11 protein-coding genes and 1 tRNA gene are annotated in these 14,894 nt (G+C 48.3%); 5 read left to right on the top strand and 7 right to left on the bottom strand.

All coding sequences use genetic code 11. The annotated features are described in order from the left end of the window. Positions 1–271: 271 nt before the first annotated feature. The 5 genes from BFC17_RS06850 to apbC all read right to left on the bottom strand — a co-directional run bounded on the left by BFC17_RS06850 (position 272) and on the right by apbC (position 5,204). Positions 272–673 (bottom strand): hypothetical protein, encoded by a 402-nt coding sequence (locus BFC17_RS06850; RefSeq protein ID WP_070175712.1) that lies wholly within the window; start codon positions 671–673, stop codon positions 272–274. Between the two features lie 252 nt (positions 674–925). After that, positions 926–1,002 (bottom strand) — tRNA-Pro (locus tag BFC17_RS06845). Positions 1,003–1,185: 183 nt separating this feature from the next. After that, positions 1,186–3,255, bottom strand: a complete 2,070-nt coding sequence (locus BFC17_RS06840) for a glycoside hydrolase family 97 protein (protein WP_070175711.1) — start codon at positions 3,253–3,255, stop codon at positions 1,186–1,188. Between the two features lie 147 nt (positions 3,256–3,402). Next, positions 3,403–3,999: a dCTP deaminase gene (gene dcd / locus BFC17_RS06835; RefSeq protein WP_070175710.1), complete on the bottom strand. Its 597-nt coding sequence runs from the start codon at positions 3,997–3,999 to the stop codon at positions 3,403–3,405. Between the two features lie 98 nt (positions 4,000–4,097). Further along, positions 4,098–5,204 (bottom strand): iron-sulfur cluster carrier protein ApbC, encoded by a 1,107-nt coding sequence (gene apbC / locus BFC17_RS06830; RefSeq protein ID WP_070175709.1) that lies wholly within the window; start codon positions 5,202–5,204, stop codon positions 4,098–4,100. A 119-nt stretch (positions 5,205–5,323) separates the two neighbouring features. Between apbC and metG the strand changes: the two genes are divergently transcribed. After that, positions 5,324–7,369 carry a methionine--tRNA ligase gene (gene metG / locus BFC17_RS06825; protein WP_070175708.1) on the top strand — a complete coding sequence of 682 codons (2,046 nt, stop codon included), beginning with the start codon at positions 5,324–5,326 and terminating at the stop codon, positions 7,367–7,369. Between the two features lie 953 nt (positions 7,370–8,322). Here metG and BFC17_RS06820 read toward each other — a convergent pair. Then, a complete protein-coding gene (locus BFC17_RS06820) occupies positions 8,323–9,075 on the bottom strand; it encodes a methyltransferase domain-containing protein (RefSeq protein ID WP_070175707.1) in 753 nt (250 codons plus the stop codon). 107 nt (positions 9,076–9,182) lie between these two features. On the opposite strand from BFC17_RS06820, the gene gloB reads away from it, so the two are divergent. From gloB to BFC17_RS06800, 4 genes are all read left to right on the top strand, one after another. Beyond that, entirely contained in the window at positions 9,183–9,974 is a 792-nt protein-coding gene (gene gloB, locus BFC17_RS06815; RefSeq protein WP_070175706.1) for a hydroxyacylglutathione hydrolase, read from the top strand. A gap of 117 nt (positions 9,975–10,091) precedes the next feature. Then, on the top strand, positions 10,092–11,747 hold the full coding sequence (locus tag BFC17_RS06810) for a lytic transglycosylase (protein ID WP_070175705.1): 1,656 nt from the start codon (positions 10,092–10,094) through the stop codon (positions 11,745–11,747). A 21-nt stretch (positions 11,748–11,768) separates the two neighbouring features. Continuing rightward, entirely contained in the window at positions 11,769–12,830 is a 1,062-nt protein-coding gene (locus BFC17_RS06805) for an ion transporter (protein ID WP_083271622.1), read from the top strand. Beyond that, positions 12,814–13,284 carry a methyltransferase family protein gene (locus tag BFC17_RS06800; RefSeq protein ID WP_070176258.1) on the top strand — a complete coding sequence of 157 codons (471 nt, stop codon included), beginning with the start codon at positions 12,814–12,816 and terminating at the stop codon, positions 13,282–13,284. Before BFC17_RS06805 ends, BFC17_RS06800 begins: the two co-directional genes overlap by 17 nt. Here the strand turns inward: BFC17_RS06800 and BFC17_RS06795 are convergent. Beyond that, complete coding sequence (locus tag BFC17_RS06795; RefSeq protein WP_070175704.1) at positions 13,281–14,702, bottom strand: aminotransferase-like domain-containing protein; 1,422 nt, start codon at positions 14,700–14,702, stop codon at positions 13,281–13,283. The genes BFC17_RS06800 and BFC17_RS06795 overlap by 4 nt on opposite strands. Positions 14,703–14,894: the final 192 nt, after the last annotated feature.

The following is a 14,894-nucleotide window of genomic DNA, read 5'->3' as shown; positions in this document are numbered from 1 at the left end:
CACACCACTACAGACGCCCGAAAGTGGTACGACTGTGTTCAAACGTTGAACCTCTGCTGTTTGTCTAAAGCGGCAGCCAAATCATTAGTAGAAGACTGTCAGATTTTGGTATGACACAAATTCCAAAATTGTCAGATCGTGTATAAGTCAGTACACATAAGAATGTGAACACCAAGCGATTTTGACGTAATCACACTACTATATCTAATCACAAGTGTTCATGGAATCAGGCAATTCATCTCAGTATGTAAAAAGGGCTGCAAAGCAGCCCTTAAAGTAACTCAATCTGTTCACTCCAGTCATCAATAGCTTCCGCTGAAAAGTAGCAGCGCTTCGAAAGCCCGAACACATTCTCAAACTCGTATTCGTCTACTTCTTCAGAATTAATGAAGTTAGTAATCTGTAGTTCGAAAAGCAGAAACAACAAGCACCTCTCGCAAGGCTCGAAATACTTCTTCCTGAATTCTTCAGGTAGTTGATCCTTAAGCCCATCCGACAGAACAAATCCGTTGGTGACAAACATTTCATTCTTATGTTCGTAGATATAGTCCAGAGTTTCTGGATTGAAATACCAGCAAACACGGAATTTGTCAGGCCATTCGGTACGCGTACTGCGTTTGAATTGATGTATAAACGTGATTTGCAGATCAGTGTTATTTGTCTTCTTAGTCATAGTTAAGTCCTCAGTTGGTAAACCTCAGAGATAACTAGTTTCGTATCAGGAGAACTTTGCTATTTCAGACCTGCATACATCTCGAATACCTGCAAAATAGACCAAATAGGTTACATGTTGAACCAAGAAAGCAATGATGAGAATCGCAAGACTAACAACTACTGTATATTGTGACAATTATGGGACAGTTTTGGGACGCTCTTTACAAGAGCGATCAATGATTAGGGTAAGTCATTGAAAAGTAGGAGAGATTGGTCGGTGTGAGAGGATTTGAACCTCCGACCCCTGACACCCCATGACAGTGCGCTACCAGGCTGCGCTACACACCGACCGAAAGAGCCGCTAAGTGTACTCAAATTTTGTCTGAATGCAACGGTTAAGCCGCACAATTCTCATGGTTTTCTGTTGGTTGTCGATATTTCCAGCAGCAGGCACTGAAATTGGCTTTAAAAAGAAAGGCGCCTGAGGTTGGGAATTAGGCGCCTTTGGTCTCACTGGATTATTTTACTGAGTTATAGCTGTTTAAACCTTATGGCCGCGCCGCCTGCAGCGGCCAGATGCAGTTTCAGGGTGTCTTTGCTGGTCACCTTTTGCTTGTTGATGTCAATATCATAGGGGTTGGTTTTCCAGCTTACGTTTTTACCATCTTTATAAATTTGTGCTTCGTAGGTTTTACCTGCTTTCAGGAAGCTCAGTGGCACAGAGATATCTCTGGCCTCTTCGTTTGTGATTGCGCCCAAATACCAGTCGTTACCGGAATAGTGCCGGTGTTTGCGTTCCTGCCGGGCAATCACCACGTAATCCCCTACTTCGCCCTGCAGCGCTTTCGTTTGCTCCCAGTCAGTCGGCACATCCTTGATAAACTGAAATGGTGCCATTTTAGCTTCGTAGTTTTCCGGTAAATCCGCTGCCATCTGAATCGGGCTGTAGAGCACCACATATTCTGCTAACTGTTTGGCAATTGTAGTTTGTGGGCGCATATATTTAACGCGGCCGTGCTCTTCGGTTCCGCCTTTAATGGGCGGGTAATCCAGGTCAAAAATACCCGGCGTAAAATCCATGGGACCAGAAAGCATGCGGGTAAATGCCAGCATGGGGACATGCTCGGGTGTATTAGGTGCAGCCCAACCGGAGTTATATTCCTGGCCGCGAGCACTTTCACGCGCGATCCAGTTTGGATACGTACGGCGCAGGCCTGTGTCTTTTACCGACTCGTGGGTGTTAATGGAAATCCCGTATTTGGCGGCAGTGGTAATATTGTTGATGAAGTGATTTACCAATGGCTGACTATCGGTATACTCCAGGCGCTTAATGCCTTGCTCGTCGGTCACTTTCAGGCTCTGGCCATGGGCAACATAGCCGGTTTTAATTTGCTCTACGCCCATCTTCTGATAAAGCGCGAAGCCTTCTTCCATCTGGCTTTCATAGTTGGTGATACCGCCAGAGGTTTCGTGATGACCAATCAGCTTAACGCCAACTTTCTTGCCGTAATCGGTGACTTTTTGGATGTCGAAATCAGGGTAACTCTGCGTGAATGAAAACAGCTCTGAGTTTTGGATCCAGTCGCCATCCCAACCCACGTTCCAGCCTTCTACCAGTACGCCATCAAAGCCATGTTTCGCGGCAAAATCCATATAACGCAGGGTATTTTCAGTAGTGGCACCGTGTTTATCGCCCGATCCCCAGGTGTATTTCTGGATATGCATACCCCACCAGATGCCGATGTACTTACCGGGATTAATCCAGTCGGTATTTTTCAGTATGCTGGGTTCATTAAGATTAAGCGTTAAGTAGGAATTGATGAGTCCGGCCGCATTCCGGGCTATTTGCACTGTGCGCCATGGCGTGGTGAAACTGCCCTGTTTACGCACTTTAATGCCGTCGGCCCGCGGCGCTAAATCCGCTTCAAAACGGCCGAGTGCCTGCCAGTCCAGACTCATCCCAGCATAATCCACTAGCGCGGCTTCATGAATCGCTAAGTGTGTTCCGTCGTCGAGTTTTATGGTCATCGGCGTGCTGGCTTTACTTACATCCTGTAAGCGGGTTTCCCGATACAGATATTCCTGGCGGTCATAGCCCTGCCCCGGGATCCAGTATGCCGTTGCCGTGTGCGAATCAATGATAGAAAACTCTGTAATTTCGCGGGTAATATCACGCTGGCCTTCCGCATCGACGTGATAGCGAAAACCGATACCATCGTCGAACACGCGAACCTGTACCTTAAACGCATTGTTCGCGTCGTGTTTATCGGTAAATTTCACCACCAGCTCGTTATAGTGATTACGAATAAGGCGCTGTTCTCCCCAGGGTTGTTCCCAGGTTGAGTCCTCGCTGCTGCGGCTAATTTCTTCTACCGCCAGATGACGATAAATCGACTTTGCATTGGCAAAAGCAAAACCCAGTTTACCAGGGCGCATGATTTCCTTGCCGTGAAAATCCACGGTGTACTGGGCATAATCATTCTCGTCGGTAAAGGTAAATGCTATCGCGCCATTGGGCGATGTTACCGATACCTCTGTAGCCTGAGCATAAAAGCTCAGAAGCGCTGATGCTGAAAAGCAGATAGCCGTAGCCAAACGCATAGTTGCTTCCTTAAAAGTGTCCTCATTACGCTAATAAGATAGCAACTTAATCGATTAAGTAAAGTTTTAGATTTATATTTTAAACATATTTTTTACAATTGACTGGTGGGAAACGCGATTAAGGCGGGCAGTAGCCGGTAAAGACGATTAGTTGTCGTCTTTACCATCGGCATCGATTCGACTGGCGACAGCACCAGCCTGCCCTTTATATTTGGCATCCACACGGGCGTTATACGGTTTTTCAGCCGACTGGCTGAGTACTTCAAAACTGAGCGCACCAATTTTCATTAACGGGCGCAGCGCCAATGGCAGCTTACCACTGTTATAGAATTCCAGTACGATATTGCCCGACCAGCCGGGATCAATCCGGTGCGCGGTAACGTGTACCATCAGACCCAGTCGCGCCAGAGATGAACGGCCATCCAACCAGCCAACGATATTATCAGGTAACGTTACAGACTCATGAGTAATCGCCAGGGCTAGTTCTTTAGGGTGCAGGAAAAAGGCTTTGTCTTCGGCAATTTCAATCTCGTCACTCATCACCGATTCCAGCGCTTCCTGCACTTTGGCTTTCGGGCCGCTTAAATCAATGTAAGGTGCGGCGTGATCCTCAAATACACGAAACTTATTACCCAAGCGGATATCAACGGTTAACCCGCTAATCTGATCGTAATCAGGTTGAGGATCAATTTTGATTTTACCGTCTTGCAGGTACTGATAAATGTCGCGATCACATAAACGCATGAGTGATGTTTTCCTAAGCCTTGGTCGGGGCGCTATTATGCGGCCGCAGCGCCCACCAATCAACGGCTTTAAAGACGTTTGCAGCTTAAATTCAGAGTTTAGTTATTATCCAGCGGATTAAACGCAATGGGATCGCCCTTGATATTTTTACCCTGTGCAGCCGCTACCGGCACCGTGGTAGCCAATTCAAACGACACTGCACGGGCCATATCACGGTAAGCCTCGGCCAGCGGGCTTTCCGGTTCACTTACCAATAAGGGTTTGCCAGAACCGGCATGTTCGCGGATCCTTACATCCAGAGGCAAAGCGCCTAACAGCGGCAATCCGTAGCGTTCTGCGAGCAAATTGCCGCCATCTTTCGCGAAAATGTACTCTTTGTGACCACAGGCAGCACACTGATAAAAGCTCATATTTTCTACCAGGCCAAGCACCGGAATGTTCACTTTGTTAAACATAGCGATGCCTTTTTGCGCATCGGCGATAGCTAAATCCTGCGGCGTGGTCACCACCACCGCCGCCGTTAACGGTACTTGTTGTGCCATGGTTAACTGCACGTCACCGGTACCAGGCGGCATGTCCACAATCAGATAATCAAGCACTGGCCACAGGGTTTCGTTAATCAGTTGCGATAGCGCTTTGCTGGCCATGGGCCCACGCCAGATGGCGGCATCTTCTGCCGGTACAATATAGCCAATAGAGTTTGCCACCATGCCATGGGCGCTGAGTGGCTGCATGTGTTTATTATCGGCTGTTTGCGGACGTTCACTGATATTTCCCAGCATGATTGGCACTGATGGTCCATAAATATCGGCATCTAAAATGCCCACTCTGGCCCCTTCCTGCATTAACGCAAAGGCCAGGTTAACACTGGTGGTGGATTTGCCAACGCCACCTTTGCCTGATGCTACGGCAATGATATTGCGAATATTGGTCACTGCAGGTTTGGCTGTCTGACCCGCCTGAATTTTGGTTTTAAGCGTAAGCCCTGCATTGAGTTTTTTATGAGCCAGAGCGTCTTGCATCCCGGCTTTGATAAATGGCCACTGGGTTTGATTAGCAAACGGAAAGGTAATAATAACGCTGCCGTTGTCTTCGGAGCACCAGGGCAGTACGTCATCTTTTTCCAGCACGCAGTAGCTGCTCAGATAATCAACAACACACTGAATTACAGCAGACGGTTTGGAGGACTTTCGCGAAAAAAACATACTGTACCTGCAAAATTATTGGTTAGATGAGATTAACTCATATAAAAACAATGCAAAAAAAGCGCATTTCCGCTAGTATTTGCGCCATTTCCATTAGCAATAAGCCGAACGAATATTCTATGTCTGAACAGAGTCAGCTGACTACCGGCAAGCGCCGAATTCTGGTAACCAGTGCGTTACCTTACGCCAACGGATCTATTCACTTAGGTCACTTGCTTGAACATATTCAAACCGATATCTGGACCCGTTTCCAGCGTTTACGCGGTCATGAATGTTACAGCGTTTGTGCCGATGATGCACACGGTACTCCCGTGATGCTTAAAGCACAGGAACTGGGTATCACCCCGGAAGAAATGGTAGCCAGAACCCGTGCTGAGCACCATCAGGACTTGTGCGACTTTTTTGTTGATTACAACAACTACTATGTGACCCACTCGCCGGAAAACCAACATTTCTGCGAAGAAATTTATAACCGTCTGGATAAAGCGGGTTACATCAGCAAGCGCACTATTAACCAGCTGTTTGACCCGGAAAAGAACATGTTCTTACCGGACCGTTTTGTTAAAGGTACCTGCCCTAGCTGTGGTGCAGAAGATCAGAACGGTGACAGCTGTGATGTATGCGGCGCTACCTACAGCCCGACCGAAGTAAAGAACCCGCGCAGTGTAGTATCAGGTGCCACGCCTGTGCTTAAAGAGTCTGAGCACTTCTTCTTCGATCTGCCGCAGTTTGAAGGCATGTTAAAAGCGTGGATCCGCTCTGGCGCGATCCAGGAAGAAATGGCCAACAAACTACAGGAGTGGTTTGAAGATGGTCTGCAGCAGTGGGACATCAGCCGTGATGCGCCCTACTTTGGTTTTGAAATTCCTGGCGCACCGAACAAGTTTTTCTACGTATGGGTTGATGCGCCGGTTGGCTATATGGCCAGCTTTAAGAACTTCTGCGACAGCAATAACGTGGATTTCGACAGCTTCTGGAATGTTGATTCCGACGCTGAGCTTTACCACTTTATCGGTAAAGACATCACCTATTTCCATTGCCTGTTCTGGCCAGCGATGCTGGAAGGTGCGGGATACCGCAAACCTACCGGCGTAAACATTCACGGTTTCGTTACTGTTAATGGTGCCAAGATGTCGAAATCGCGCGGCACCTTTATTAAAGGCCGTACGTACCTTGATCACCTGGATCCGGAATACCTGCGTTATTACTTTGCCTCTAAGCTGGGGGATGGCGTAACCGATATCGATTTAAACTTTGAAGACTTCGCGCAAAAAGTAAATTCTGACCTGGTAGGTAAAGTGGTTAACATTGCCAGCCGTTGTGCCAGCTTTATTACCAAGCGTTTCGACGGCAAGTTATCAGCTAACGTGCTTGAGCCTGAATTAGTGGCGCAGTTCCAGAATGCCTCAGAAACCATCGCTGAGTTATTCGAAAAGCGTAAGTACCATCAGGCGGTGCGCGAGATTATGGCACTGGCAGATAAAGCCAACCAGTTTATCGACACCAATGCCCCTTGGGTGACCATTAAGGATGAAACCAAACAGCAGTTTACGCACGATGTGTGTTCACTTGGCATTAACCTGTTCCGTATTCTGGTGACATACTTAAAACCAGTGCTGCCGATTCTGGCGCAGAAAACTGAAGCGTTCTTAAACGATGAGCTGAGCTGGGAAAGCGCGCAAACCGTGCTCACCGACCATGCCATTAATAAATTTAAGCCGATGATGCAGCGCGTTGAAATGGATAAAATTAACGCCATGGTAGAAGCCTCTAAAGAAAGCCTGAATACTGCACCTAAAATCGACCCGAACAGCCCACTGGCTAAAGACCCAATCAGCGAAGAAATCACATATGAAGACTTTGCTAAAGTGGACTTCCGCATTGCCCGCATTGCGAATGCCGAGCACGTGGAAAAAGCCGATAAGCTGCTGCGTTTAGAATTGGATTTAGGCGGTGAAACCCGTCAGGTGTTTGCCGGGATTAAATCGGCCTATGCGCCTGAGGACTTAATAGGTAAGCACACGGTAATGGTTGCTAACCTGGCACCACGCAAAATGCGTTTTGGCATGTCAGAAGGCATGGTATTAGCCGCCGGCCCTGGTGGTAAAGATCTTTACATTCTGGAGCCCCACGAAGGCGCCCAACCTGGTATGCGGGTTAAGTGATAACACCCTAAAGGGTGTTATCATCCCGGAAAGCCCAAAGGGCTTATCCGGGATCTCCATAAAAGTTTTACTAACCTGACCAGGACTCTTTGGGAGATCCCCGCTCAAAAGCATGCGGGGATGACGGGATATTTTTGGGCATGACGAAAACGCTAAGCCTGAGTACTTCCAAACAACCTATTCTTAAAATCCCGGCTTCCGCTGGGATTTTTTATGCCTATTCTAGTCAGTAAGACTTCTCAGGAGATCCCCGCCCAAAAGCATGCGGGGATGACGGGATATTTTTGGGCATGACGACAACGCTAAGCCTGAGTACTTCCAAACAACCTATTCTTAAAATCCCGGCATCCGCCGGGATTTTTTATGTCTAATCCAGTCCGTAAGACTTCTCAGGATATCCCCGCTCAAAAGCATGCGGGGATGACTGGGAATTATTGAGCGTGCGGGGATGACAGATTAGGTGACATACGAGGATGATGGATAAGACGGTATGCAGGGGTGACGGATAAGGCAGGTTGCAGGGATGACGAGTAAAGGTTTATAAATAGACTTTATTACTACTCCGTCGCCCCGGCCTCCGAGCCGGGGTCTCCTGAAAAGTTTGACTAACCTGACTAGGACTCTTTGGGAGATCCCCGCTCAAAAGCATGCGGGGATGACGGGATATTTTTGGGCAAGTGGGGATGACAGATTAGGTGGCATACGAGGATGATGGATAAGACGGTATGCAGGGATTACGGATATGGCAGGATGTAGGGATGACGAGGAAAGGTTTATAAAAAAGACTTTATTACTACTCCGTCGCCCCGGCCTCCGAGCCGGGGTCTCCTGAAAAGTTTGACTAAACTGAATTGGACTCTTTGGGAGATCCCCGCCCAAAAGCACGCGGGGATGACAGATTAGGTGGCATGCGAGGATGACGGATAAGACGGTATGCAGGGATGACGGGGTTTTTAATTGCCATTAACCCTTGATGCGGCATCCCGCATACTTGCCCCTACTGCGGAGAACCGGGGTTTTACTTTCCATTTTGGCTTTACTGTGGTCATAGGAATAGTGCGTTTTCTTGCCAATAGCACATACACCGATGAACACCACGGGCAGTATCTGCTACTCCATTGTTGCCATGATGCGGGCTGGCCTTTGCTATGACTGGCAAACAACATTGAGAACAGTATGTGCCGGTGTTCCACAATTTCAAATCCTAGCAACTGCAACCAGTCTTTTATACGACCAGCCGAGAAAAACCGGGCCTGATGGAGTACATTGCCGCGTTTAATAGGTAAAAATCGCGCTAAGCCAGTAAGGCTATAAGGATTAAAACCACTGATAATGACATAACCATTAGCGGTAATGGTTCGGTCTACTTCACGGAGAATTTCGTGCGGGTCCTGGGCAAAGTCGAGTTCGTTTGCCAGTAAAAAGCCATCGACGCTGTTTTCAACATAGGGCAAATTATCAGACATGGAAATCAGACTGCTGGCAGTGGTGAGCTGTTGGGTTTGTGCAACCTGATTACGAATAGCGCAGCCGGGTAACGCTATTTCACTGCTTAAGTTACCCAGTTTAACCAAGTAATAACCAAACACGCGTTCACTAAGTTCGTCACAAACCGTGCCGATTGCCTGTTTTAATTCTTCACCGCCGGGTAGTTCATCCCAACTTTGCGGGTACCTGATAGGTTTTGGGTGAAACGCTGATTTCATAAACGCCTGATGTAATAAACTACCGGGATAAACTAACCGCATGTATTGCAAGCAACCACACAACTTTATAGTATCTGAACAAACTTGTACAACTTACGGATTGGATTATGCCTACCGATAATTTCCCGGCGAACCTGACTATTACGCCAATCCCGGCATTTGACGACAATTATATCTGGTGCTTGCACAACGAGCATTACGCAGTGGTTGTGGATCCGGGCGATGCCGATCCGGTGCTGGCATTTTGCAAGGCCAACCAGCTCTCTCTTGCTGCTATTCTGATTACCCATCATCATCGTGACCACACGGGCGGAATTACCAAACTGAGTACCGCGGTACGTGACCTGCCGGTTATTGGCCCGCGCGGCGGTCATATCAGTGGCATCACAAAATCAGTGGCCCAGGGCGACATGGTTAAGTTGCCTCTGATTGACTGTGAATTCAGCGTGTTGGAATTACCCGGTCACACACTGGACCATATTGCTTTTGTAGGGCATAACGCGCTGTTTTGTGGTGATACGTTGTTCTCTGCGGGTTGTGGTCGACTATTTGAAGGCACTCCCGGGCAAATGCATCGTTCGTTAAATAAACTTAAGCGCTTACCCGGGTCCACGGTGATTTACTGTACCCACGAATACACCCAGGCCAATGTCAAATTTGCTCTGGCCGTTGAGGCTGATAATCAGGCGCTCCAGGACTATAACCAGTGGGTGGCACAGACCCGCAGCAAAAATTTACCCACGTTGCCTACCACTCTGAGCACACAGTTAGCGATTAACCCCTTTTTACGGTGTGAATCATCCAGTGTAATAAATGCCGTTGCCCAACAGTCGGGAGCGGAACTAAATGACGAAATTGCCGTCTTTACCCATCTGCGCAAATGGAAAGATAATTTCTAAACGCAATGTAAAGGGTTGGGCGCCCCTGCGCCCATAGTATTAGCTTCTTCAGGTGCATTAACGCATGAATTTGCGTACACTGGTATGCTGTTGAATTACTTAAGGGTTCATTTCTCAATGAAATTAAAGTTGTCCGCACTTCATTTGCTCGTTGCTGCTGCCCTCACCGGCTGTCAGTTAACCGAGACTGCACAACAAACTCCTGTCGAGCTTGAGGACAACCGTTCTACCTGTGAAATAGCCCATACCGATATTAACGATCAGGCCGACTGCGAACTGGCCAACGAAGGCGTAATTGAAGTTATGCACCCAACCGAAGAAGTTGAGGTGCAAATTACCCCGGTTGAAGAAGCCGTGGAGCCCGTTGTTATTGAAAACCTGTGGCTGCGCGCCAGTAATCAGTTTGCGTTTGAGATTCCGGATAACAAGCGGGTAGCTATCCAACGCGACTGGTACTTAAAGCACCCGGCCTATATGGAGCGCGTGTCTAAACGTGCCAAACCGTTTTTATACTATATCGTGCAGCAAATCGAAGCCAGGGAGATGCCGCTGGAACTGGTCTTACTGCCGATTGTAGAAAGTGCTTACGATCCTTTTGCCTATTCCCATGGCCGCGCCGCCGGTATGTGGCAATTTATTCCCGGCACCGCCAAGCGCTTTGGCATTGAGCAAACCTGGTGGTACGACGGCCGTCGGGATGTGATTGCTTCGACAAAAGCCGCGCTGGACTATCTGGCTTACTTAAACAAGATGTTCGATGGCAACTGGTTGCATGCGCTGGCCGCCTATAACAGTGGCGAAGGGCGTGTTGGTAAAGCCATTAAACGCAATCATAAAGCCGGTAAACCAACCGATTTCTGGTCGCTGGATCTGCCGCGCGAGACGCGCGCTTACGTTCCTAAATTACTGGCGCTGGCCGATATCCTTAAAAACCAGGAAAAGTACGCCTTTACCTGGCCGGAAGTGGATAACGCTCCGGTTATTGCCACGGTGGAAATCGGTTCACAACTGGATTTAGCCTTTGCCGCCGAACTGGCTGGCATGGAGCTAAAATCGCTGCATGCCCTTAACGCGGGCTTTAACCGCTGGGCAACCGATCCGGAAGGCCCTCACCGGTTAGTACTGCCGCTGGATAAAGCCGAAAGCTTTATCAGTGAATTAGCCCAGGTAGAACAAAAAGAACGCTTAAACTGGGTGCGCCATAAGGTTAAATCCGGTGATAGCCTGTTAAAACTGGCCAAGGAATATCACACCACAGTTGATGTAATAAAAAGCATTAACGACATGAAAGACAACATGATCCGCATTGGTGATTACCTGATGGTGCCGGTAGCACTTAAGAAACTCGATGCTTATTCACTGTCTCAGGATCAGCGTCTGGCCTCAACCCAAAATCAAAAGCGCGGCAGCTACCAGTTAACCCACACCGTAGCCTCGGGTGATACACTTTGGGATATTGGCCGTAAATATAAAATAAGTACCCGTTCCCTGGCTAAGTGGAACGGAATGGCGCCAACCGACCCGCTAATGCCAGGCAAAACCCTGGTGATCTGGGTGGACGAAGCCAGTGACGAGCAAAAACGTGATGCCATTATGCGTACGCTCACCTACACCGTTAAGCGCGGTGACTCGCTGGCGCGGATAGCGCAAAAATTTAATTTACGCACCAGTGACATTACCAAGTGGAACAACCTGAATCCCAAAAAGTACCTGCAACCAGGGCAAAAACTCACCCTGCACGTAGACGTGACACGTGTAAGAAACCTGGGATAACCGTTAATTTGCCGAGGGCCCATGTTTAGGATAAACCGGGAAAACCTGCGTAACAGCCATGAGGGCCCCTGGCTGCTGCTCGACATTATCATGTTGGGCTTGTTACTGCTAAATCTGCTTTTTTTGCTGTTTGATGGCCTCTACAACACTGCTTTTATTCAGCAAAGCTTAAGCGCCTGGTCACCGGCGTTTGTCAGTTTTTACGAGCCTATCCACCGTAACTTTATTCTGGTGGATTTGGTGTTCATTACCATCTTCCTCACCGAGTTTTTTGTGCGCTGGATTGTCGCCATTAAAACCGAAGAATATTTACGCTGGTACTTTTTCCCGTTTTTGCGTTGGTACGATTTAGTGGGTTGTATTCCGTTGGGCGGCACCCGCATATTTCGCTTTTTGCGGATATTCTCTATTTTATACCGCCTGCATAAAAACAAAATCATCGACCTTAACGATACGGGGATCTATCGTTTCTTTGCGTTTTATTACGACGTATTTGTAGAAGAGTTAAGTGATCGTATCGTAGTAAAAGTGCTGTCTGACGCGCAGCAGGACATTGCAGCGGGTTCGCCGCTGATAGACGACATTACGCAAAATGTGATTGCCCCGCGTCGGCCGGTGATCAGCTCCTGGCTGTCTGGTATCGTTAATCATTTCGGGCAGTCGATAAACGATAGCAAACACGGCGATGTTATCCGCCGTCATGTAAAAGCCAGTGTGGGCAAAGCGGTGCGCGATAATGCTCAGGTTTCCACGCTGTCCTATGTCCCGGTAGTGGGGCGCACAATCGAGAATACGCTGGAAAGCGCAGTAACGGATATTGTCACTGCATCCATTGTTAATTTACTCTCCGACCTGGAAGCCCAGGATATCGAAGAGTTTATCAGCTCTGGCTTAAAAGACTTCACCCCGGAAGAACAAAATCTCGATAAAGAGTTTTTACTGGTGGTGAACGAATGTATCGAAGCTATCAAAGGCCATGTTTCGCATCAACGCTGGAAGTCGCAGTTGATAGAAAAACAGCAGCAAAAAAAGGCCGCTAAACTGCAACCTGTTATGGATGATTCTGATGTTAAAGGCTCTTGAGTTAAAAATTCCGCCGGTCATTGTGTTTATCGCAGCGCTCATTCTTACCTGGTACTGCAGTAGTCTGAATACACTACCACTGCCCCACCCGCTGCGACCTTTAGGCTTTGTTATTTTTATTGCGGGCGGTTTAATTGGCGTGGCAGGTGTAATTGCCTTCAGGCAACAACGTACCACGGTTAACCCTCATCGCCCCCAAAATGCGAGCTCACTGGTAGACGGCGGCATTTTTGCCTACACCCGTAACCCTATGTATTTAGGTTTGGTGGTTGGTGTTATCGGTGCCGCCTTTATTGCTCGCGATGCCAGCGGCTTTGTGTTTGCCGTGCTCACCATGGCTTACTTACAGCGCTTTCAGATCACCCCGGAAGAGCGCTTTATGCAGGAAATTTTCGGTGCGGAGTTTACCCGCTACTGCCAACGTACAAACCGCTGGTACGGACGCAACCTTTAAGGTTTGACCGGGCCCATGCTAGCAAAAATTTCGCCTAACGCCGCCAGAGCTTTTAAACGCGTGGCGGCGTCCCGGTCGATATAGTTAAACCGCAAACAGTTACGATACTTCCCGGTTGCCGAAAACATTTGGCCAGGAGCCAGAATAATGCCTTGCTCTTTAGCCTGTTCAGCCAGTTTGGTAGCGTCATACTGTTCGGGTAACTCAACCCACAATATAAAGCCCCCTTCGGGAAAACTCACCCGGGTGCCTTGCGGAAAATACTGCTCGATAGCTTTTAGCATTGCATCCCTGGCTTTACGGTAGGTTTGCCGCATGGTGCGTAAATGCCGGTCGTACCCACCCTGGCGGATAAAGTTACCAATGGCCAGTTGCGGTAAGGTTGGGCACATAGAACTACTCACGTACTTAATGTGTGTGACTTTATCCCGATAGCGGCCCGGTGCAATCCAGCCAACCCGGAATCCCGGTGCCAGGGTTTTAGAGAATGAAGAACACAATAAAACCCGGCCGTCTTCGTCAAAGGATTTAATGGTTTTCGGACGCGGATATTCAAAAGCAATATCGCCGTAAATATCATCCTCGATAATGGCAATGTCGTACTCACGGGCAAGCTGGTACAAAGCCTGTTTTTTATGTAGCGGCATCACATACCCTTGCGGGTTATTCACCGTTGGCGTAACCAGAATAGCTTTAACCGGCCACTGATCAATGGCCAGCTTTAATGCTTCTATGCTCATGCCATCCCGGGAGTCGGTAGGAATTTCCAGCGCTTTTAAATTGGCCGCCTTAATCGCCTGCATAGCACCGTAAAACCCGGGCGATTCTACCGCAATCACATCGCCACTTTCAGCCACCGCCCGCAGACACACCGACAGCGCTTCCTGACAACCCGAGGTAACCACAAAATCTTCCGGGTCAAGCTGACAGCCGGTTGTTGCTGTTAATCGGGCGAGCTGTTGCCTTAACCCAAGTTCGCCCTGCACATGTCCGTAAGACATGCCATCCTGAGGGCGATGACGATTTAACTCATAAATGTTTTTTAAAAGCGGCTTTAAGGTAGAAGACGTCATGTCAGGCATGGCATGCTGAAACTCACAGACCGCCTCTACACCGTGGCCCATGAGCATAGCCAGTACATCTTCCCACAGCGACACATCCATAGGTCGTTGCGGTGGTTTGGACTCTTTTGGCCGGGCAATTCGCTCCTTTGGCAGTGCCACAAAATAGCCGGACTTAGCTTTAGCCTCAACCAGACCGTCTTGCTCCAGTACCCGATAAGCCTCCTGAACTGTCGAAATGCTTACGCCATGTTCTGCAGCTAACTGCCTTACCGAAGGCATTCTGTCGCCAGGTGCAAAATAGCCCATCTGAATATGCTCTTTAAGCCGGTTGGCCAGGTGTAAATATCTGCTCATCGCTTTGCCCGCTGGGAGTTCTTAACCATACAAAATTCAATATAACAGCAATTTTAACACACCAACCATACAGATTTAGCCTTTTTGCACCATACAGCAAGGCCAACTACACAACTGTAAGGGCAATTAATCTAAATATTGCACCTAATTCCATACAGAAAATTGAGGCATGCTAACGCTGTGGATGTTAAT

Source organism: Marisediminitalea lipolytica (assembly GCF_001758465.1).
Classification (GTDB): Bacteria; Pseudomonadota; Gammaproteobacteria; order Enterobacterales; family Alteromonadaceae; genus Alteromonas; species Alteromonas lipolytica.
Note: the sequence above shows the minus strand (reverse complement) of the source record. Positions and strands in the feature narration are given on the sequence as shown.

What these genes read in the sequence shown, in the direction of transcription:
- gloB (WP_070175706.1), top strand. Translation starts at nt 9,183, where the DNA reads ATGCCTACCGATAATTTCCCGGCGAACCTGACTATTACGCCAATCCCG.
- BFC17_RS06795 (WP_070175704.1), bottom strand. Translation starts at nt 14,702, where the DNA reads ATGAGCAGATATTTACACCTGGCCAACCGGCTTAAAGAGCATATTCAG.
- BFC17_RS06805 (WP_083271622.1), top strand. Translation starts at nt 11,769, where the DNA reads ATGTTTAGGATAAACCGGGAAAACCTGCGTAACAGCCATGAGGGCCCC.
- BFC17_RS06840 (WP_070175711.1), bottom strand. Translation starts at nt 3,255, where the DNA reads ATGCGTTTGGCTACGGCTATCTGCTTTTCAGCATCAGCGCTTCTGAGC.
- BFC17_RS06850 (WP_070175712.1), bottom strand. Translation starts at nt 673, where the DNA reads ATGACTAAGAAGACAAATAACACTGATCTGCAAATCACGTTTATACAT.
- metG (WP_070175708.1), top strand. Translation starts at nt 5,324, where the DNA reads ATGTCTGAACAGAGTCAGCTGACTACCGGCAAGCGCCGAATTCTGGTA.
- dcd (WP_070175710.1), bottom strand. Translation starts at nt 3,999, where the DNA reads ATGCGTTTATGTGATCGCGACATTTATCAGTACCTGCAAGACGGTAAA.
- BFC17_RS06800 (WP_070176258.1), top strand. Translation starts at nt 12,814, where the DNA reads ATGTTAAAGGCTCTTGAGTTAAAAATTCCGCCGGTCATTGTGTTTATC.
- BFC17_RS06820 (WP_070175707.1), bottom strand. Translation starts at nt 9,075, where the DNA reads ATGAAATCAGCGTTTCACCCAAAACCTATCAGGTACCCGCAAAGTTGG.
- BFC17_RS06810 (WP_070175705.1), top strand. Translation starts at nt 10,092, where the DNA reads ATGAAATTAAAGTTGTCCGCACTTCATTTGCTCGTTGCTGCTGCCCTC.
- apbC (WP_070175709.1), bottom strand. Translation starts at nt 5,204, where the DNA reads ATGTTTTTTTCGCGAAAGTCCTCCAAACCGTCTGCTGTAATTCAGTGT.